Below are 20273 nucleotides of genomic sequence, written 5' to 3'. Positions count from 1 at the left end.
GAAAGCAGATAAAAAAAATTAATTAGTTTCACTTTATGTTGAGTAATGGCAAAATAGCATTAATTTATTTTAGCAGGACTGCTGAAACAGAAGCTGATCAGAAAAAGTGGTCAGTTGCTTCTACTAGAGCTCAACGACTCAGTATCTCTAAATTTCTTTATAACAAGACTCTTAAAACACTTCAAAAATCCAATTTAGAAGTTTTACACTTCGATGAATCTTGTCAAAAAGGTAGAACTTTTGGCGAAAAAATTGGAAATGCCTTCAAGGCTGCTTTCGACCAAGGTTTTGAAGCCGCAATTACAATAGGGAATGACTGTATAGAATTAGATGTTGCATCAATAGAAAAAGTTGCAAGCAAACTCACCCAAGGTTATAATGCAATCGGCCCAACTTTTAGAAACGGAGCCTACCTAATTGGGTTAACAAAATCTAGCTTTGATCTAGAACGGTTCTCATCACTTGGATGGCAAAGTGATCAATTAGAAAATGACCTTTTGCAATACCTTCAAGATCAAGATCATAGCATTTATGTATTAAATAGACTTAGAGATACGAACCACTTAGGCGACTTCTCCTATCTAGCTAAGAAGACCTCATTTGCAAGTTCTTTAATTAAGCAGTTAAAGAATTTTCTAGCTTTTGTAAAAATTACGGTTGCAGAATACACTATTCTTCTTTTAAATTATGATTCTCGAATCAACCTAAGTTTAAGAGCACCACCTTTCCGATTCTAATCTCAGAATCCGAATTTAAAATAACCATTTATTGTTCTACTAAATTACCTTATGAGGTATCTTCTATTTATTGTCTTACTTATTTCAGCCTGTGCGCCTAATGCTAAAGAATCAGAGATTAATCTTGATCAACTTTCTTGGAAAGACATAACCCAAAAGGCCGAAGGAAGCACCGTAAACTTCATGATGTGGCAAGGCAGCCCTGTGATTAATGACTACATTAATAATTATCTCATTCCTACAGTAAAGGAGAAATTCAATATTGAACTAAGGATTACTGGTGGACAAGGACCCGAAATTGTCCAACTAATTATGGGAGAAAAACAAGCAGCCGTGAAATCTGGGCAAGTTGATATGGTCTGGATCAATGGGGAGACTTTTTTCCAACTCCGACAGATCGACGGCTTATGGGGACCATTTGTGGAATCTCTTCCGAATGCACAATTCGTAGATTTTAATGATCAATTTATAGGTATTGACTTCCAACAAAAAGTGAATTACATGGAGGCGCCGTGGAATGTGAGCCAATTTGCACTATTTTATGATTCCGCAAGAGTTACGACACCGCCAACTAACCTCGAGGAATTAGAAGATTATGTAAAAGCAAATCCAGAGACTTTCACGATTTCTAATGACTTTTCGGGAATGACCTTACTTAAAAGCTTCCTCTCAGAATTGAGTGGCTCGCCTGAAGGGTTAAATGGTCCTTTCGATGAATCAAAATATGAAAAACTATCTAGCGAGCTTTGGGAGTATATCAATAGGAACAAACAATATTTCTGGAAGAAAGGAACAACTTTTCCTAAAGAACATTCGAAAATGGATCAGATGTATGCAAATGGAGAATTACTGCTGGGCTTTGGTTTCGGTGAAGGCGGAATAGAAGAAAAAGTGAACCAAGGACTATTCCCTAAATCGACAAAAGGCTATGCGTGGGAAAACGGAACAATTAAAAATGCGAATTACCTAGGGATTGCATATAACTCTACCAATAAACCAGGAGCAATGACCGTCATCAATTTCCTGATGTCACCTGAAGCTCAACTCCGAAAAGCAAGTCCAGATGGAATGGATTCTAATACCATCCTTGACCCATCAAAACTCCCATCCGAGTGGCAGGCTAAATTTGAAGAAATGCCTAAGAGAAAATATGGACCTGAGATGGCGGATTTAGAAGATAAAGCCATCCAAGAACCAGATCCTAAATACATGATCAGATTATTTGAAGACTTCAGAACCCAAGTCATTGAAAAATAGAGGCTACATCGGCATATTATTCTTTATTCTCATCGGGATTACCCCCTTTGCCTTATCCTTCGGATATGCGCTATTGTATAGTTTCGGAGTGATCGGCGTAGCTAATAGCGGTTTCACTTTAGAGTTCTGGAAAGCAGTTTTTGAATCTGGAGAATTTGTCAAATCGTTGTTCTACAGTATTGCGATTGCACTAGTATCAACTGTAATTTCTGTTTCTTTAGCCTTGTGGTTCACCCTCGCTTTCGAAAAGAAACTTAGAGGCCGAATACTTTCATTCGTTATCTACTTACCCTTAGCAATTCCAGGAATAGTTGCCTCATTCTTTACGGTACAAGTACTCTCTAAAGCTGGTTTTTTCTCCAGACTATTTAACAAAATAGGCATCACATCAGGAATTAGCGATTTCCCTGATTTAATTAATGATCCATATGCCATCGGGATTACCCTTGTTTTCATCAGTGTCGTCATGCCTTTTTTCTTACTCTTATTCCTGAATGTATATCAAAACGAAAGAGTTGCCGAACTGGCAGAATTATCCAGATCACTTGGTGCTTCAGAACGACAAACGATCTGGAGAGTAAGTCTTCCAGTCCTAATCAAAAAAACATGGACACTGATCGCATTGTACTTTATTTTCTTGCTGGGTGCCTATGAAATCCCATTGATTCTAGGAGAAGAATCTCCTCAGATGCTATCCGTCTTGATTGTACGGGAGCTGAAACAATTTGACCTAAGTAAAATATCTGAAGGCTATGTTGTGGCTGTCATTTATACTGTAATTGTAAGTATCGCAACGATACTATTATTTTCGAACCGCAAATCCCAGGATATCCATGAGTAAGTTAAAATCCATAGCGCTCTGGGCATATGTGGTGGCGATCATGTTCCCATTTTTCTTTTTATTGCTGCTTTCCCTGTCATCTGATTGGCGGTATCCAGCATTGCTACCGGAATATTTCGGACTTAAAAACTGGGTTCAAGTAGTAGGAACCGAAAGTGGATTAGCTTATAGTTTTTTCATCTCTTTAGTGATTTCATTGAGTGTTGCGGTAACCGCTACTTTGAGTGGATTTTTTATTAGTCGATATGTAAGTTATCATAAGAAGAAGGGGCTATTAACCATGTTGACCTACTTCCCATACATCTTGGCACCCGTTGTTTTCGGTGCTTGCTTGAGTTATTATTTTTTACGAATAGGGATTTTCGGAACAACTGCAGGTGTAATTATTGCTCAGTTTATCATCGCATTTCCATATGCATTGATCTTTTTCAGCAGTTTCTGGAATGAAAAAATAAAGAATTACGAGAACCTGGTATCGACTTTAGGTGGAAATAGGTGGACCACTTTCACGAAGGTTTTACTACCGATGGCAAAGGGACTTATGATGGTTTGCTTTTTTCAGACTTTCCTGATTTCCTGGTTCGAATATGGACTGACTTCTATCATCGGTGTCGGCAAGGTCCAGACATTGACCATTAAGGTTTTTCTATTTATAAAGGAGGCCAATTTTTACTACGGCGCGATGAGTTGTTGTCTGCTAATTATTCCTCCTGTAGTGCTCATTTATATCAATAAGCGATTTGTATTTAATAAACTGATTTGATGTTTTTAGAAATTGAAAATATAAACAAAAGCTTCGGCGACGAAAGTGTGGTGATCGACCTGAATGTTTCTTTAGAGCAGCATAAAACGCTAAGTATTCTAGGGAAATCTGGCTGCGGGAAGACGACGATGTTGAAAATAATTGCTGGATTAGTAGTCCCCGATTCTGGCAGCTTATCATTAGATGGTAGGTCAATGTTGGAAGTTGAGCCAGCGAAACGGAACATCGTATATCTGTATCAGGAAGATCTATTGTTTCCGCACTTGAACGTTTTCGAGAACATTGCATTCGGTTTAAGAATTAAGAAAATAGGAAATGTCATTGTTAAATCTCAAGTGGAAGAGATGATTGCTAATCTAGAACTAGAAGGGCAAGCTGATAAAATGCCACATCAACTTTCTGGTGGGCAGAGGCAAAGGGTTTCATTTGGCAGAGCCATTATTACCAATCCATCTTTATTGTTATTGGATGAGCCATTCGGGAGTTTGGATGCAGGAACAAGGAAGAATATGCAGGGATTATTTAGGAGGCTGGCTGAGAAATTCAGTATTACCTCACTCTTTGTTACTCATGATTTAAAGGAGGCCATTTTAATGGGAGATGAAATTGCGATGATGGAGAGTGGAAACTTGAAAGTGTATAAAGATAAGATGGCGTTTGTGGAAGATTCGAATACAGGGGTGAAGGAGGAGTTGACATTTTGGAAGGAAATGATGGGTTAGTGGTTAGTGAAAAAAACTCATGGTCTCACATAAAGTGAGGCTATGAATGTTTTATGATTTCTAGGAAAAGTGATCACGAAATCCATGATCTTGATAGCCTGAACTAGAAGTCAGACCATCAGATCATTAGCTTGCTAAGAAGGGAAAAAAGTTGCCCGCAGATTGCGCAAAGGACGCAGATTAAAAAAACATTTAGACTCGTAAGCCCGCGGGAGGATTATGCGGAAGGCGAGGACTGCGAAGCTGAATGTTTCGGTATAACTGACAGTGGGTAGTGGATAGTGGATAGTGGATAGTGAAAAAAACTCATGGTCTCACATAAAGTGAGGCTATGAATGTTTTATGATTTCTAGGAAAAGTGATCACGAAATCCATGATCTTGATAGCCTGAACTGGAGGTCAGACCATCAGATCATTAGCTTGCTAAGAAGGGAACAAAAGTTGCCCGCAGATTGCGCAAAGGACGCAGATTAAAACAAAGAAATAAGATCACCGAGCCCGAGGTACGACAGGATCGTTGAGCTGAGGATTGTAAATAGTTAATGGTTGCTAAAAACAAAAAACTAAGGACTAAAAACTAAAAGCATATGAAAAAGAAAATTTGGATAGATACAGACTTATCAGTCGGAATGAAAAGACATGCTCGCGAGGGATACTGTGATGTAGATGATGGATATGCCGTCCTACAACTACTGCATGCTGAAAACATAGAAATCGTTGCCATTAGTGCTGTTTTTGGTAATACCTTGATCGACGATGCCTACAGACTTTCGCAATACATCAATGCTAACTTCGCTGAAAATAAAATACCTGTCTATAAAGGTGCAGGAGAAGCTCTAGTCCTAAACAATGTGGAAACGAATGAAGCGGTGGAAGCTCTTGCTCAAGCATTGACCAAAGATAAAATGACCATTATGGCCATCGGTCCCGCTACCAATGTAGGATTACTATTGCTGAATTACCCCGAATTAAAAGATCAGATCGAAGAGGTAGTTCTTGTCGCTGGAAGAAGAAAACCAACGGATTACTTTAAAATTGGCAATCTAGGAAATCACGCTAGAGATCTCAATTTTGACCTAGACAATGAAGCATTCCGAGTAATGTTCGAAAACAATATCAACATAGTTTTATGTCCATTTGAAATCTCGAATAAAGTATGGCTAAAGCAAGATGACATTGACCTACTAAAAGAAAGAAGTGCAGATTTCCAATGGTTAGCTCAGCACTCCCAACCATGGCTTCAACAATGGCTAGATCAAGGAGCACAAGGTTTTAATCCTTTCGATGTACTTGCAAGTCACTATATCATCGCACCTGCAGATATTATCAGCGAAAAACTTAATGCCCGACTAGAAATACACAAAGACGACACCGTAAAAGAAAACCCAAACAAGGTTTACAAGCAGTACCTATTATGTGATGAGCAAAATGGCTTCCCTGTGACCTATTGCTACGATGTAGTTTCTGATTATCACGAAAAATTAATGAATAGCTTAAAATGATTAAACTAAAAAACGACAAACAACAAATAGAAAGCTACCTCCAAAAAGCCGCTTGGCTTGAAGATGGTGAAAACGTATCTGGAGTAGAAATTCCAGGAGCGGGAAACATGAATTTCACACTCCGAGTGATGACGAATAAAAGAACCTTTATCATTAAGCAGAGCCGAGCATACGTAGAGAAATATCCTCAAGTAGCTGCTCCGCAAGACCGATGTCAAAGAGAAGCAGAATTCTATAATGCTATAGCGAGCAGTGACGAATTAAAGAAAATGACGCCTGATATTATTGCCATCGATAAGGAAAACAATATCATCTCTATGGAAGATCTTGGTGCTGGTAGTGATTTTACTTACTTATATGATACTCAACAAACCATCGAAGACGAAGATCTACAACAGATCATGAAATTTGCAGCCCAGATGCACAAAGATCATAAAGTAGCTGAGGACGAAGAAAGAATAGATAATCTCTCCATGAGAAAGCTTAACCATGAGCATATGTTTGTCTATCCTTTTATGGATGATAATGGATTGAACCTAGATGACATTCTGCCAGGACTTTCCGAAGCGAGTAAGAAATACAAAGCAGATGACGAACTGAAATCAGCAGTTTCAGCACTTGGAGATCGATACTTGGCGAATGGCAACACACTTCTACATGGAGATTACTTTCCTGGAAGTTGGTTAAAAACTGAAGATGGAATCAAGGTTATTGATCCAGAATTTTGCTTTCACGGCTATCCAGAATTTGAGATTGGAGTTTGCGTGGCGCACTTAATGATGGCAGACCAACCCGTTAAAACCATTTTTAATGCATTCAAATATTATACTTCTGAAGCGCCACTTGACCTAGAATTATGCAAACAATGCGCAGGTGTCGAAATGATGCGAAGAATTATGGGTCTTGCCCAGTTGCCTTTAAACATTGACCTAGAAAAACGAATTCAGCTCTTAGAAACAGCTCACGAATACATACTTAATAACTAAACAATAAAAATGAGATTGCTCTACATTCTACTTTTTCAATTATTCATGGCTTCATTATTTAGTCAGTCGAATAGTTATACTTCTAAAATTGTGGATACCGAAAACCTTCCTATGATAGGTGCCACCATTAATGAAGTCGGGACACAAAACTACACTGTCACGGACCTGGAAGGACTTTTTACTATAGAAACCGAATCGCAAGATTTCCAACTAGACATTTCCTTCCTTGGATACGAAACGAAGAGGGTGTATGTTACCAATGGTAATATTCCAGAACTTATCGAAATGATGCCTGCTGCTGGACAATTAGATGAAATCGTGGTCACGGCCCTGGGAATTAAACGGGAAAAGCAAGCCTTAAGCGCTGGTGTCTCCAAAATAGATGGAACGACGCTTAGAGTGGTACCACAAACGAATCTGGTCAATAGCCTTGCCGGAAATATCGCAGGTGTCCAGATCACTAATGGATCATCAGGCGTCGGATCTTCTTCGAGAATTATTATTAGAGGGGAGAATTCTATTAGCGGTCGCAACGAACCTTTATTTGTCGTCGATGGTGTTCCGATTAGCAACCAATTAATCACCAGTGATCTGACGAATGACGGAGCACTTCAGGAGGTTGATTTCGGGAACGGTGCCTCTGAATTTAGCCCAGATGATATTGAATCTATTTCTATTCTCAAAGGAGCTGGTTCTGCAGCCTTATATGGTTCTCGTGCTGCAAATGGTGTTGTCGTTATCACCACTAAAAGAGGTGAGCCAAAGAAGGGCCTCGGAATTTCTGTTAATAATACGATCACTTTCGAAACCCTCCTCACCCTACCCGACTACCAAAACGAATATGGTGGTGGCTCTAATGGAGAATATTCATTTCAAAACGGAACAGGTGCTGGAATCAATGATGGTGGACTCGCAAGCTACGGACCAAGATTAGATGCAGGATTACTCATCAATCAGTTCGATAGTCCATCTGTAGATCTAGATGGAAATCCAGTCAGAGCAGGTGACGTCTTATCAAGGAAAAGGCCTGATGGCACTTATACGCCGATCGAAGCAACACCTTGGGTGTCTCGACCGAACAACGTACGTGACTTTTTCGAGACAGGACTTACAACACAGAACAGTTTCGCAATAAGTAATGGTGGCGAAAACGGAAGTATAAGAGTCGCTTATAACAACCTCCGAAATGAAGGTATACTTCCCAATACTGACCTAAAAAGGGATGGTGTTTCTATAGCAATAGATCAGAAGATGACCCAGAATTTCAGATTCGATGGATTTCTTAATTACATCAATTCTAGGAGTAACAATCGTCCCAACTTAGGATACGGTTATGAAAATGTCGTCTATGGATTTAACTGGACCGGCCGCCAGACGGATATAGCAGCGATGAAAGATTACTGGCAGAAAGGTTACGAAGGCTTAGAGCATTATGACATCAACTACTTGTGGTTAACGAATCCGTATCTGACCTTATACGAAAACACCAATAGTTTCAACAAAAATCGGGTGCTAGGAAATGGCGCACTGACTTACGATATCACGGATAAGTTGAGCTTCAGAGTCAGAACGGGTGTGGATTCTTATAATGATGATAGAGCTTTCAAGCGGGTGGTTAGTACAAACAGAAATCCATTCGGTAGTTTCAGAGAAGATAAAATTGCCTATCGCGAAATGAACACGGATGCATTGCTTTCTTACAATGACAAAATATCAGACGATATCCGATTTTCAGTGGCCGCAGGAGGGAATCGATTTGATCAAAAAATAGACTACGCCTATTCTGAAGCGAGTCAACTTTCGATTCCGGGAATTTATACCTTGGCGAATTCAAGAAACCCGCTAAAAGGGACTTCACAGATCTTCACAAAGAGGATTAATTCTATATATGGAATAGGAAATATCAGTTATCAGTCATCATTGTATTTGGACCTGACCGTTCGGAATGACTGGAGTAGTACACTTCCTTCAGAAAACAATTCATTCGCCTATTATTCGGCAGGAATGAGCTATGTGCTTTCGAATATGTTTGAACTTCCAGAAGCTATTTCATTTGCCAAATTAAGATTTAATGCTTCGAGTGCAGGAAATGATACCGATCCTTATCAGCTTAATAATACCTTCCAATTTAATCAGAATTATGGTTCATTTTTTAGAGTGACCAATGAAACGGTATTAAAGAATGCGAATTTAAAACCAGAGAGGCTGAATGCATTAGAAGCAGGAGCAGAGTTGTGGTTTTTCGGAAGCCGATTACAAGCGGAAGTTTCCGTATATCAGAATTCAAGTATTAATCAGATCATCGGGAGACCCATTTCGAATGCTTCAGGTTTTAGTAATATTATCGAAAATGGCGGAAGGGTCACTACCCAAGGACTCGAAACTAGGATTAGTGGAAAGATTATTCGCTCTAAAACATTTAACTGGAATGCTTCGGTGAATTTTTCAACCTATCGAAGTGAAGTAACAGAATTGCCAGAAGGTGTAGATCAGTTTGTTACTGGAGACGCAAAATTCTTCGGAGGAAGTGGAGGATCGAATGCCATATTCTACATTGCTAAGGAAGGAGGCCGAGTTGGTGATATGTACGGAACTGGATTTGTGAAAATCGATGGAAAAATACTTTATGGTGCGAATGGATTGCCGGTTCAGGACGGTAACTTAAGGCTATTGGGAAATTACAACCCGGATTTTAGTTTAGGTTTCGGGAATGAATTCAGTTATAAAAATTTGATGGTCAATGTTTTAGTGGACTGGAGGCAAGGAGGAGTTTTGGCTTCGAGAACCAAAGCACTTGGAAGTACGGCAGGTATCTTAAAGGAGACTTTAGTAGGTCGAGAAGAGGGCATAATTGGTGAAGGTGTGATGAACATTGGAACAGAAGAAAATCCAAATTATGTACCGAATACTACCTCTGTTTCCGCAAGTAGATTCAACAACAACTTTTATGATCGAGGGAATGAAGAAAGCTCGATTTATGATGCTTCGTATGTTAAGCTGAGGCAAGTTGGGATATACTATACCTTTTCAGATAATGTCACGAAAACGATAGGTTTTCAAGGTTTAAAACTAGGTATCGTGGGAAGTAACTTATTATTATTTACAGAAAATCCACATGTTGATCCTGAGCTAAATGGAATCCAAGATCGGAACTTTACTTATGGAGTAGAAGATATGTCATATCCTTCCACGAGGAGTTTTGGAATCAGTCTTAAAAGTGAATTTTAAATAGAGAAAAATGAAGAAATATATATTAATAATCATCAGTTCGGTTTTGATTTTCAGTGCTTGCACGAAAGATTTCGAAACGATTAATGAGAATCCGAATGCAACAGAAAACATTGATCCACAATTTTTATTGGCCAATGTTATTTCTGTACTTGCCAATGAAAACACTTACACACAAGGATTCAGATTATCCAACTACCTCACTCAATTTGCAGCTAGTGTAGAATTCGAAAGAATCGACAGATATGAAATGGGTACGAATAGCGAATATTGGCAAATACTCTTCGGATTACTGACCGACATTAATTCGATGCAATCTGTCAATGGTACGAATGAAGCGTACATCGCGGTCGGAGATATTATGAAATCCTACATTTTTTCACAGTTGACTGATTTGTGGGGCGATGTTCCCTATTCGGAGGCACTGAAGGCTAAAGAAGGAATTACTCAGCCGAAATATGATACACAGGAATCTATTTATACCGATCCGAATACAGGTATACTTGCAGTGCTTCACCAATCGGCAGAGACCCTTGGTAGCACAACTGCTTCGATTAATGGTGATGTTATGTTTAGTGGAGACTTAGAGAAATGGGTAAGATTTGCGAATGCTTTGCAAGTAAGATATACCATGAGGATATCGAAAAGAATCTCTGATTTTAGCAATCTTAAAGCATTAGTCAATAGTGGTAAATTAATGGAATCCAATGGCGACAACGCTGTATTGCCATATTTGAACACCGCTCCGAATCAGTTTCCATTGTCACAAGTTGGACTTGGATTATACCAAGAGCACCGAATGACTACAACGGTAGAAACGATCCTGAAATCATGGAATGACCCAAGAATGGAGGTTATTTATAGGCCTTCCGAAAAGAGTGCTAGTAGTGGGGAACCGAAATATACAGGACTTCAGAACGGCCAAAGTCGGGAAACGATTAGTGCTAACAATATTGACCTTGCAGAAATTTCATTGTTTGGTTCTATATATAGAGATGTTCCGAATGGTGTAGATGCATTATTTATGTTGTATGCTGAGCAGCAATTCGCATTAGCAGAAGCAGCGGAAAAGGGATTTATAGATGGAGATGTGGAGCAGTATTATACGGAAGGTATCAAAGCGCACTTTAATTATTTGGGATTGGATGTTCCAGTAGATTATATGAATCAAGAAAGTGTAGCATTGGCTGGTGACGGGAATCTAGAAAAGATCATGACGCAGAAATGGTTTAGCTTGGTTTCGAATGGCCATGAAGCGTGGTTCAATATTCGCAGAACGGGGTTTCCTGTTTTAACGCCAGGGCCAGATAATTTGAATAATGACAGGTATCCATTGCGTTACTTATATCCAGAATCTGAGCAAGCAACGAATGCTAAGAATTACACGGAGGCAGTTTCACGCATCGGTGGTGATAATATAAATACAAGTAACTGGTATGACTGACCGATCCGCTAGCTAGCAGATAATTGCCAGAGGCAATTTAGGTCAGGAACCCGAGGCATACCCGAGGGCTGCGGATGCCGGAGGCAATTCCACAATCTAGATCGTCGAGCTCGAAGTGCAATGGAGCAATCGGCGAGCTTAATTTAGTTCCTGTCACAAAGTCGCAGTTTACATAGAAAATAAGCAATTTCGTAGCATCACCTCAAGTAGTCTATGAATTTTGTGGTGAGCATCAAGAAGCACATGATAACCTCAGCTGGAGGTGAGACCATCATGTGCTTCTCAAGAAATGTCAAGAAAAAAGATTCTCGCAAAATCGCAGAGGACGCCGAGCTAATTGAACTTGTTTAAAACAAGACCATTCTTTTCTAACTTGAATATAATCTGCTTATAAATAAATCTGTATAAATGCACCTTTTAGACAAAATGCAAGTATTTTACAGTAATACAAAAGTATGCTTATAGTATATACATTCAATTTGTAATTATTGTTATTTCAAGCGATTGAGATAAAAGTGAAAAACAATTCGAAATGGTACCTACTTTTACCTATTTCTACAGCACCATATTGAACTAATTAATCAAGTATTCTTTTAGTTTGATATAGTTGCTGGACTGAACTTAAGTAGGAAGAAGGCAAAGAAGAAATTATTATCTTTTTAAAGCATAACATATTTATAAAATGATAACTAAATTAGAATCATTACGACCAGATACCCTAGTGTATGAATTGAGTTGGGCGATTATAGGTGCAGAGATTGCTAGCATTGAACCTGATTTAAAAGAGATGGAAGATAAATACGGAAAGGTAAAACTCCTTATTTCCTTGAACTCCAAAGGGGAGACTTTTGATGCTTTACTAGAACAATTTATTCTAGGAATAAAACATTGGAATAAAATAGACAAAATAGCATTCGTTGGTGAGAAAAAATGGTGGAAGCCCCTCATTGCAATAAACAATGTTTTCACAAAATTTGATGAGAAATACTTCGACCTTGACGAATTTGATGCTGCTTGGGAATGGTTAGGAGAATCATAATTCCTTTTAAGTCTTAGGGAACGGCCCTTTGCCAATAAAAACATTTGCTAATCTTTATAGAACAGTTCTGCAACAAGAGATTGTGAAGGAATGAAAATCCTGGTATATAAAAATAAAGTTTAGTATCTTCTCAGAATCTTTTGCTCGAAACTCTTGTTAATATGATTGGTTCAACAATCTACTTAAGATTGGACAGAAACACTTAAAAATAACGAAGAAATTTCAACAATAAGCAATGAAAAAAAATCCCATTAAAAGAATATTTAGAATCATCGTCTTTATATTTTTTCTAATAATATCTGGCATAATAGCCTTATTAATAACAAACTATAAAGGTCTAGGTGATGATATTAAATCTATTGCTTTCCCGAATAAAGAAGTCAGTTTAGACGCAACAGCCAAGGACCAAGACTCCGAATATGAGTTGCCGGAAGAAAAGGAAACTAGTGGTTACAAATTTAATTCAGATTATGATGACGATACCATGAAGGACTTTTCTCAACCTATCATTGATACCATTGTAAATGAGGTAAATGATTCTAAAAGTCAAATTCCCGTTCCAACTATAGAATCAGTAAGCGAAGAATCCTCAAGTATCAAAGGAAACAATGTAAAAGTAGGAGAATTAACGACATCTGATTCTCTGATATTAAGCTCAGAAAATATAGCTGAAGAATCCTACCTAAAAAAAGAAATAGACGCTTCAGCAAGGATATTGGCAATTGCTGGAAAGAATCTTTTGTTAAACAAAAGCAGAGATGATCAGGAAGCTATTATTTTAATTCTTGCTGAATCAGATCTGAATAGGAGTATTTCAATTGTTGACTTATCTAAAAAGATAATTTTCTCAAGTGATCAAAGTAAAATAGGAAAGCTCGCAGACTTGGCCAAGATGAAAGAAATTTCATCTGAAACAATGATTTGTAACCAAGCCAATACGCTCTGCATTATGCCAATATATCATACATTTGGAAAAATAGGCTACGCATTGATCAATAAATAAGTTCTTATTCAAGTTGCTTCCAATAGCAATGCCATAGCATCACCTCAAATAGCCCATGAATTTTGTGGTGAGCATCCCGAATCACATGGTAGCCTCAGCTGGAGGTGATACCATCATGTGCTTCTCAAGAAATGCCAAGAAAAAAGATTCTCGCAAAGTCGCAGAGGGCAAAGATTAAACAAAGCAAAACTCAGCTCGCAAAAAGATTCAACACATTATTTTTATAACATTAATAATTACAGCTTACACCTAAACCACAATTTCCTGCATCTATCTTACTATTCACACAGATATTTTCAAATGTAAATATTTAGGTTTATTTTTAGTGTTCATGAGATTATTATATAGCTTACTTTTCTCCTTCTCTTTCCTTGCCATGTTTGGTCAAGAAATCCCCTATTCTATGAGTGATTTCTACTTAAATGGAAGTGCTACTTTTAGAGACGACACGACCATCATGATCACAGATAATCTTCTTGAGCAAACTGGCTCTATGTGGTATAAAGACGACATTGACCTAAATGAACCTTTTCACATCGAATTAGAAATATTCTTCGGTTGTTCTGATGGAGGAGCAGATGGCATCACCTTTATTCTACACCCTGAATGGTCGACTGGCTCTACCGGAGAAGGAATGGGAGTCGGTGGACTTAATCCTTCATTCGGCGTAGAAATGGATACTTACCAGAATTTTCATCTTGCTGATGCGCACTTCGATCATGTTGCTTTGATGGCAAATGGCGCTTCACACCATAAACTAGGCCTTACAGAACCTATTCCGCTCCATCCGAATAAAGGGAATGTAGAAAATTGTACCTTTTATAATGTCAAGTTTGATTGGAATCCAGCTTCGCAAATATTCACATTCGAATTCAATGGAGTAGTAAGAATAAGAAGAGAAATTGATCTTGTAAATTTGATTTTCGATGGGAATTCTAATGTTTTCTGGGGCTTTGGTTCTGCAACTGGACTTAGGCGAAATAAGCATTTAGTTAAAATTAAAAAGTTAGAATTTACACCTAATGAAACATTAACTGACGAAGATCGAGAAGCATTAGCTGCAGGTGAAGTTTATACACTCCCTGAATTAGAATTCGAAGCAGGCAGCGCCGACCTTCCCTATTCTGCAAGACCTACATTAGACAAACTGATGCGTTTTCATCAAGACTTTCCAGATCACACCATCATTCTGAATAGTTTCACAGACTCTTCTGGCGAAGAAAGTAGCAATCTAAGAATAAGCACGCAACGCGCTGAAGCCATCGCTAATTATATGATTTCTAAAGGTTTTGCAAAAGAAAAACTAATCTATTACGGAAATGGAGAAGTGAATCCGATCGACGACAATGAAACGGAACAAGGTCGGAAAAATAATCGCCGTGTAGAAGTTATCATGAAAGTTATTAAAGTTTAAAATCACCACTTATATCTTTCTAATCTAGACATTAACCTAGCTTTTATCCAAATCACTAACATTTACATAGACAATCTAAGTTTTACGAACCAAGATCTTCCTTGACTTATTGCATTAGATCCTGATGATGTATGTGCTCCAGTACTCGTACCACTTGTGATATCCGTTCTCTGAACATTTAGCAAATTTTTCACCCCGCCGACAATCAAAATCCTATTTTTATAAAAAGATCGATTCATCGTAATGTCCATCATATTGTAAGAAGCTATGCGACTAACAGACACCTCCTCTTCTTCTAATCTATAAATGGGTTGGCCACCAACAAGCCTATGATTTAACAATAATCCAACCTTTGCTTTTGGAATTTCGTATGAAATGGAGTTGTTCATATCAACCACATTTCCATACTTCGGAGCGTCATTCTGCTCAATATTAGTTGCCCATGATCCTAAACTTGCAGCTGATTGAACGGTAATTTTTTCAGTTTCATAGGAGATTTTAGGCTGAATTCCAAATACTTTATATTGATCTATATTATCGTAAATGAATTTTAGGGTTTCAGTCTCTGTCAAATTAATCCTATTATTTATCTGTGTGAAATAAACGTTTATGCCCCCATTCCATCCATTTTCGGAATTATAATGAAGAGTATTCTGAATATCATGAGAGATTTCCGGTTCAAGTGAGGTATTTCCCACGATGTTATGATTAATATCAATGAATTCCAGGTATAGTTCTTTCAAAGAAGGACTTCTATACCCTTGGGCATAGCCACCTTTAATAGCCCACCTCTTACTAATATCGTATTTCCACTGAAGACTAGGTGTTACTCTGTTTTTATAGAGGCTATGAATCGTCCATCTTCCAGATAATACCAATTGAAAATCGTCAATTGCTTTCCAAGTTATCTCTGAGTATATAGCAGCTTCTTGAGAAATTGCGGTAGTACTATCTCGTTTATTCTCCGATACAATTCTATCCCCAGCACCAGATTCATGATTGTAATTAAACCCACTCATTAATGACCAATTATCATCTATAATATATGCGGTATTCAATCTAGAAAAGTAGGTCCTAAAAAGGGTGGTATCAGCAGATTTAAACTCATGATCGAAATCCTGAGTTTCTAAGTAATACCGAGTATCTTCTTTTACCCGATCATACAAATTATATGCTGCAGTACCGTCAATAAAAAACTTTGAATTAACCCTTCCCTTATAAATTGCGGAAAAGTCGTTCCTATTCGTATGGTAGAATAAATCATTAGCATATGGATTAAATTTAGGCCTCTTAATACTTCCAAGGTCTTCTACATGTTCATTATTTCCGTTATACTTGAATACTAAGTTGTGCTCTTCATTAAAATCATATCTGACTAATCCTCCATACCCATTTTGTACTTTAGGATTAAATGGGTATCTCGGCACGCCTTCATCATATAACCTCAAACTATCACTTGGAAATTGGTCATACTTATAAAATCGACCAAATGCTTTCAAATTCAACTTACCTACTTTGTAACCTACATTTGCAATATGATTTTGAATTCCGATAGATTCTAATTGAGACTCTACACTCAGGGCAAAAGTATTCAACTGAGACTTTTTGGTGATGATATTGATCACTCCTCCAGCGGCATTACTCCCATAAATATTGGAGAGAGGTCCTTCCACCACTTCTATTCTGTCCACATTCTGCATCGCAATTTGAGATAAATCGATACTCCCATTTTGCCTACCTATAACTGGAACGCCGTCTATTAATATGGCTACATTACTTGAACTAATTCCTCGCATTCTTATAGTTGTTCCCAATATTGGATCCTCATATAATCGGATAGCGGGAGAAATACTTATTGCACTTTCTAAACTTAACGCTCCTCTTTTTAGAATGGCATTATTATCAATGATGTCGATATTGTGCACAACCTTCTTGTAATGGGTCGGTCTATATTGGCCAGTAACAACAAAATCCTCCATTTCAACACTGAAAGCTATCGTATCCAAGTTCTCTGACTCTTCTTGTCCTAATAACTTACTAAAAATTGTTAGGCAAATCAAAAATGCGAGTAATCTATACATAATTCTTAGATTCTAGATGAGCCGATTCTAACAAATACCATAATTCACGAATTTCATTTACTGAAAATGCCAGCTTGATATTTTCAATAACGGTCGTGAAAACAATATCTCGCTTGTTTTTTTCACGATCATTCTTTACAGAATGATAGCATTCTTGGCCATTTTCATAAAAGCAATGAAAATTTATGCTATTCTGGAATAAAACAATATTGTTAAACATGATTCGATAGGTTTCACAGCAATCAGAAATGCTTACCGACCCACTATTAGAATTACAAATTTCTTGATGATTGCACATATGCTGAGATTTTCTCTTAATTCTCCACTAAATAGTAGTGCACTGACTTGAAAGCCAATGCACTACAGGAACTTATTTATTTGATTATTTGCTTAGTAATAAAATGATCATCTTGACTGATTTTTAATAAATACTGGCCACTAATCAAATTTTCCGTTTCTAGCTTGATCTGCCGATTAAAGTTTTTCGACAATAATAGTTTTCCTTCAATATCGTACAACTGAACTTCAGCATCATTATCGCTTCCAGTTGATACAATTACTGAGTGTGTGAATGGGTTAGGATATACCTTTATGTCAATGTTAGAATTATCTATAGTTGAAATAGCTGAGCTTAACAAAACTGTTTTTTCAAGTGTTGTTGTTCCAGTGGAAGAACCTTCAAAGTCGTAAAAAACAATTTTGTACTTTTCACCTTTGCTGTTTTTCACAAAGTATGCCCGATCATCAGGAATGACCCAACCAAGAGCAAAGTCAAAACCCTTCCAATCGTGTCCTATTGCGGTCAAACTATTAGAATATTGGTCTGCATAATCCGCTTCTAATACATTTTCAGGATCTACACCTTCTGCTTTTGCTACTTCTACTCCTGGACCACTTAACACTCCAGTCACAGTATAAGGAATAATCGTTCCATCTCCAGCATCAAGGTCTGTTGTATATCGTTGGAAAATTAAATCGAAATCAGTCGGCATATCTAACGTTTCGCCTGTATTTAGAGAAAATAATATTAGTGAGTTATCTAATTCACTGTTCTTTGAAACTGTCTTAACTTGCTCATTAGATCCATCTAGATGAGCATACTTGAACGTATATGTCCCTGAACTAAGGCTCTCAACTTGAAATTTCAATAAAACTCCATCTCGCTTTTTGATTACAAAAATTCTATTGCCTTCAATAACATGATTCGATGGATTATATAGCCCCCAGCCGAAATCCAAAACGCTACTCGTGTCTTTTACACTGTTAAATGCACCTTCCGACCAATTCTGTTCTGAGTTATATATTTTAATAGAATCAGGAAATTGTCCTTCATCTACAATCTCAACATTCCAATCTGTTTCCGCTGTTAAAAATAATCCTATAGCTTCCGAACCAGATGTCGACGACTCATTAATTAGTATTCCCGCATCTGTACCTCCTTGATTCGTGAAAGCAATATCCCAAGCTTCATTACTTAATACGGTAACTTCTCCTGTGGATAAAGAATAGTATGCCTGATTAGAATATCCCTCACCGACAGAAACTTGATCAATCTGACCATTGACTAGCCCAATTGAGAATCCAATAAATAATAATAAAAAATGTAAAATTCTGAAAATCATAATGTTGTCTTTTATGGTAAAATAATTTTGAGCAAACCTATTATTTTTATTTAGACTTATTCTTAATAAAGAAATATTTATTCTTATATTTGAGCATATTTTACAATTTGATGACAGAGAAGAAAGTCCTTACACTCTGAATGTCAAACTATTATACAACTTATTAATCAATCAGACGATGAATCTCAACCAGGTAACCAACATTAAAAGATTTGCTTCACTTCTACTACTTGTGTTCTCTTTTAGTGTTTCATTAAATGCCCAATCAAATCAAAAAGCTCAAGACAAAGCAGCCATAAAAGCTATGTTAGGTTGCTACGATGTAGAATTCAAATACACCGAAACATTCGCTCCTGAAGTTGACTATGAACAAGCATATGATTATACATCCGCAGCTTTCGAGTGGGCAGAATTAATCGAAGAAACTGATGACAAAATTGTGATTCAACACCTTTTGATTATCAATGATTCAATGATTATTAAGCACTGGAGGCAAGATTGGATCTATGAAAACAATGAGATCTATACATATGACAAGGATAACCAATGGTCTTTTAATAAACTGAAAAACAAAGAGGTCAAAGGTACTTGGACTCAGAATGTCTATCAAGTAGATGATAGTCCACGATATGCAGGAATTGCAACTTGGGTTCATGCAGATGGAATTTCCTCCTGGTATAATAAGGCAGATTCTCCCCTTCCTAGAAGAGAATATTCTAAGAGAAGTGATTACAACGTCATGAAGAGAGGAAATAGAGTTCAGATTACGGATTACGGCTGGCTACATGAACAAGACAATGATAAAATCATCAGAGAAGATGGCAAAGAAGATGTGTTATTGGTTCAAGAAAAAGGTTATAACACCTACAAGAAAAGACCAGATAATGATTGTGATTCAGCAAGTAAATGGTGGAAGGATAATAAAGCAATGTGGGTTGGTGTAAGAGATAAATGGAATGATGTACTATCTGAAAAACAAGATATTAAACTGAATGCTGAAGTGGATGACAAGAAATTATTCGAGCATTTATTCTATTCCAGAAAAACATGGGATAAGAAGGAAGTAGGTGAGTTAATCGATCAGTACCTTGTTAAAACAAAATAATGAGACAACTTTTAGTATTAGGCTTTTTACTTATGATGTTATCGGGTTTTCAAAAAGCCTGGCCTGCAAAATTGACCGCTAAGGTTGAAAAAACCGTAGAGCTAACTTTCGAAACGACATCATATGAATTAAAAGGCATAGAAATCTCGGACGATGCCGAAAACCAGACCAGCGCAGAACTGAAAAACAGCCTTTTCGAAGTGAATTCCGAAGAGAAGCTTCTAGGTTATCTTTACGTGAATCAAGCGCCTAGCATGAAAAACGTATTTGATTATGCGGTGATATTTGATCCAGCATATAAAATCATCAATGCGAAAGTGCTTATCTATAGGGAAACTCATGGAAAGCAAATAGGTGCTAAACGATGGTTATCACAATTTTTCGGAATGGACCTCAGCGATAGACCTAAATTAGGAGAAGATGTCGATGGAATTACCGGCGCTACCATCTCTGTAAAAGGAATGACTACTGCTGTAAATCATTTGTTAGAATCAATAGATAAGCTTCACCAAGAAGGTAACATTTAATC

17 protein-coding genes are annotated in these 20273 nt (G+C 37.5%); 14 read left to right on the top strand and 3 right to left on the bottom strand.

Going from position 1 to position 20273, the window contains the following annotated elements:
- The first annotated feature begins 35 nt into the window (after positions 1 to 35).
- The 12 genes from L2586_RS01025 to L2586_RS00970 all read left to right on the top strand — a co-directional run bounded on the left by L2586_RS01025 (position 36) and on the right by L2586_RS00970 (position 14936).
- On the top strand, positions 36 to 737 hold the full coding sequence (locus L2586_RS01025; protein WP_235290899.1) for a DUF2064 domain-containing protein: 702 nt from the start codon (positions 36 to 38) through the stop codon (positions 735 to 737).
- 51 nt (positions 738 to 788) lie between these two features.
- The gene (locus L2586_RS01020) at positions 789 to 1994 is read left to right on the top strand and encodes an ABC transporter substrate-binding protein (protein WP_235290898.1); all 1206 of its coding nucleotides are present in this window, start codon (positions 789 to 791) and stop codon (positions 1992 to 1994) included.
- Positions 1984 to 2835: an ABC transporter permease gene (locus L2586_RS01015; protein ID WP_235290897.1), complete on the top strand. Its 852-nt coding sequence runs from the start codon at positions 1984 to 1986 to the stop codon at positions 2833 to 2835. Before L2586_RS01020 ends, L2586_RS01015 begins: the two co-directional genes overlap by 11 nt.
- Entirely contained in the window at positions 2828 to 3598 is a 771-nt protein-coding gene (locus tag L2586_RS01010) for an ABC transporter permease (protein ID WP_235290896.1), read from the top strand. The genes L2586_RS01015 and L2586_RS01010 overlap by 8 nt, the downstream gene beginning before the upstream one ends.
- The gene (locus L2586_RS01005) at positions 3598 to 4320 is read left to right on the top strand and encodes an ABC transporter ATP-binding protein (protein WP_235290895.1); all 723 of its coding nucleotides are present in this window, start codon (positions 3598 to 3600) and stop codon (positions 4318 to 4320) included. Before L2586_RS01010 ends, L2586_RS01005 begins: the two co-directional genes overlap by 1 nt.
- Before the next feature lie 587 nt (positions 4321 to 4907).
- Entirely contained in the window at positions 4908 to 5822 is a 915-nt protein-coding gene (locus L2586_RS01000) for a nucleoside hydrolase (protein ID WP_235290894.1), read from the top strand.
- Positions 5819 to 6808: a phosphotransferase gene (locus L2586_RS00995; RefSeq protein WP_235290893.1), complete on the top strand. Its 990-nt coding sequence runs from the start codon at positions 5819 to 5821 to the stop codon at positions 6806 to 6808. The genes L2586_RS01000 and L2586_RS00995 overlap by 4 nt, the downstream gene beginning before the upstream one ends.
- Positions 6809 to 6817: 9 nt before the next feature.
- Positions 6818 to 10036 (top strand): SusC/RagA family TonB-linked outer membrane protein, encoded by a 3219-nt coding sequence (locus L2586_RS00990; protein ID WP_235290892.1) that lies wholly within the window; start codon positions 6818 to 6820, stop codon positions 10034 to 10036.
- A 10-nt stretch (positions 10037 to 10046) separates the two neighbouring features.
- A complete protein-coding gene (locus L2586_RS00985; RefSeq protein WP_235290891.1) occupies positions 10047 to 11480 on the top strand; it encodes a SusD/RagB family nutrient-binding outer membrane lipoprotein in 1434 nt (477 codons plus the stop codon).
- A gap of 682 nt (positions 11481 to 12162) precedes the next feature.
- Positions 12163 to 12519 (top strand): SpoIIAA family protein, encoded by a 357-nt coding sequence (locus tag L2586_RS00980; protein WP_235290890.1) that lies wholly within the window; start codon positions 12163 to 12165, stop codon positions 12517 to 12519.
- 235 nt (positions 12520 to 12754) lie between these two features.
- Positions 12755 to 13522: a hypothetical protein gene (locus L2586_RS00975; protein WP_235290889.1), complete on the top strand. Its 768-nt coding sequence runs from the start codon at positions 12755 to 12757 to the stop codon at positions 13520 to 13522.
- Between the two features lie 331 nt (positions 13523 to 13853).
- Positions 13854 to 14936, top strand: coding sequence for a lectin-like domain-containing protein (locus L2586_RS00970; protein ID WP_235290888.1), 1083 nt, complete (start codon positions 13854 to 13856; stop codon positions 14934 to 14936).
- A 62-nt stretch (positions 14937 to 14998) separates the two neighbouring features.
- On the opposite strand, the gene L2586_RS00965 is transcribed toward L2586_RS00970, so the two are convergent.
- The 3 genes from L2586_RS00965 to L2586_RS00955 form a co-directional block, all read right to left on the bottom strand.
- Positions 14999 to 17017, bottom strand: coding sequence for a TonB-dependent receptor plug domain-containing protein (locus tag L2586_RS00965; protein ID WP_235290887.1), 2019 nt, complete (start codon positions 17015 to 17017; stop codon positions 14999 to 15001).
- On the bottom strand, positions 17010 to 17315 hold the full coding sequence (locus tag L2586_RS00960; protein WP_235290886.1) for a DUF6686 family protein: 306 nt from the start codon (positions 17313 to 17315) through the stop codon (positions 17010 to 17012). The genes L2586_RS00965 and L2586_RS00960 overlap by 8 nt, the downstream gene beginning before the upstream one ends.
- Positions 17316 to 17391: 76 nt before the next feature.
- Positions 17392 to 18639, bottom strand: coding sequence for a T9SS type A sorting domain-containing protein (locus tag L2586_RS00955; protein WP_235290885.1), 1248 nt, complete (start codon positions 18637 to 18639; stop codon positions 17392 to 17394).
- A 178-nt stretch (positions 18640 to 18817) separates the two neighbouring features.
- Here L2586_RS00955 and L2586_RS00950 point away from each other — a divergent pair, with 178 nt between their 5' ends.
- Both L2586_RS00950 and L2586_RS00945 read left to right on the top strand, forming a co-directional pair.
- Positions 18818 to 19744, top strand: coding sequence for a DUF6607 family protein (locus tag L2586_RS00950; protein WP_235290884.1), 927 nt, complete (start codon positions 18818 to 18820; stop codon positions 19742 to 19744).
- A complete protein-coding gene (locus L2586_RS00945) occupies positions 19744 to 20271 on the top strand; it encodes an FMN-binding protein (protein WP_235290883.1) in 528 nt (175 codons plus the stop codon). Before L2586_RS00950 ends, L2586_RS00945 begins: the two co-directional genes overlap by 1 nt.
- Positions 20272 to 20273 lie beyond the last annotated feature (2 nt).

Source organism: Portibacter lacus (assembly GCF_021533215.1).
GTDB classification, from domain to species: domain Bacteria; phylum Bacteroidota; class Bacteroidia; order Chitinophagales; family Saprospiraceae; genus Portibacter; species Portibacter lacus.
Note: the sequence above shows the minus strand (reverse complement) of the source record. Positions and strands in the feature narration are given on the sequence as shown.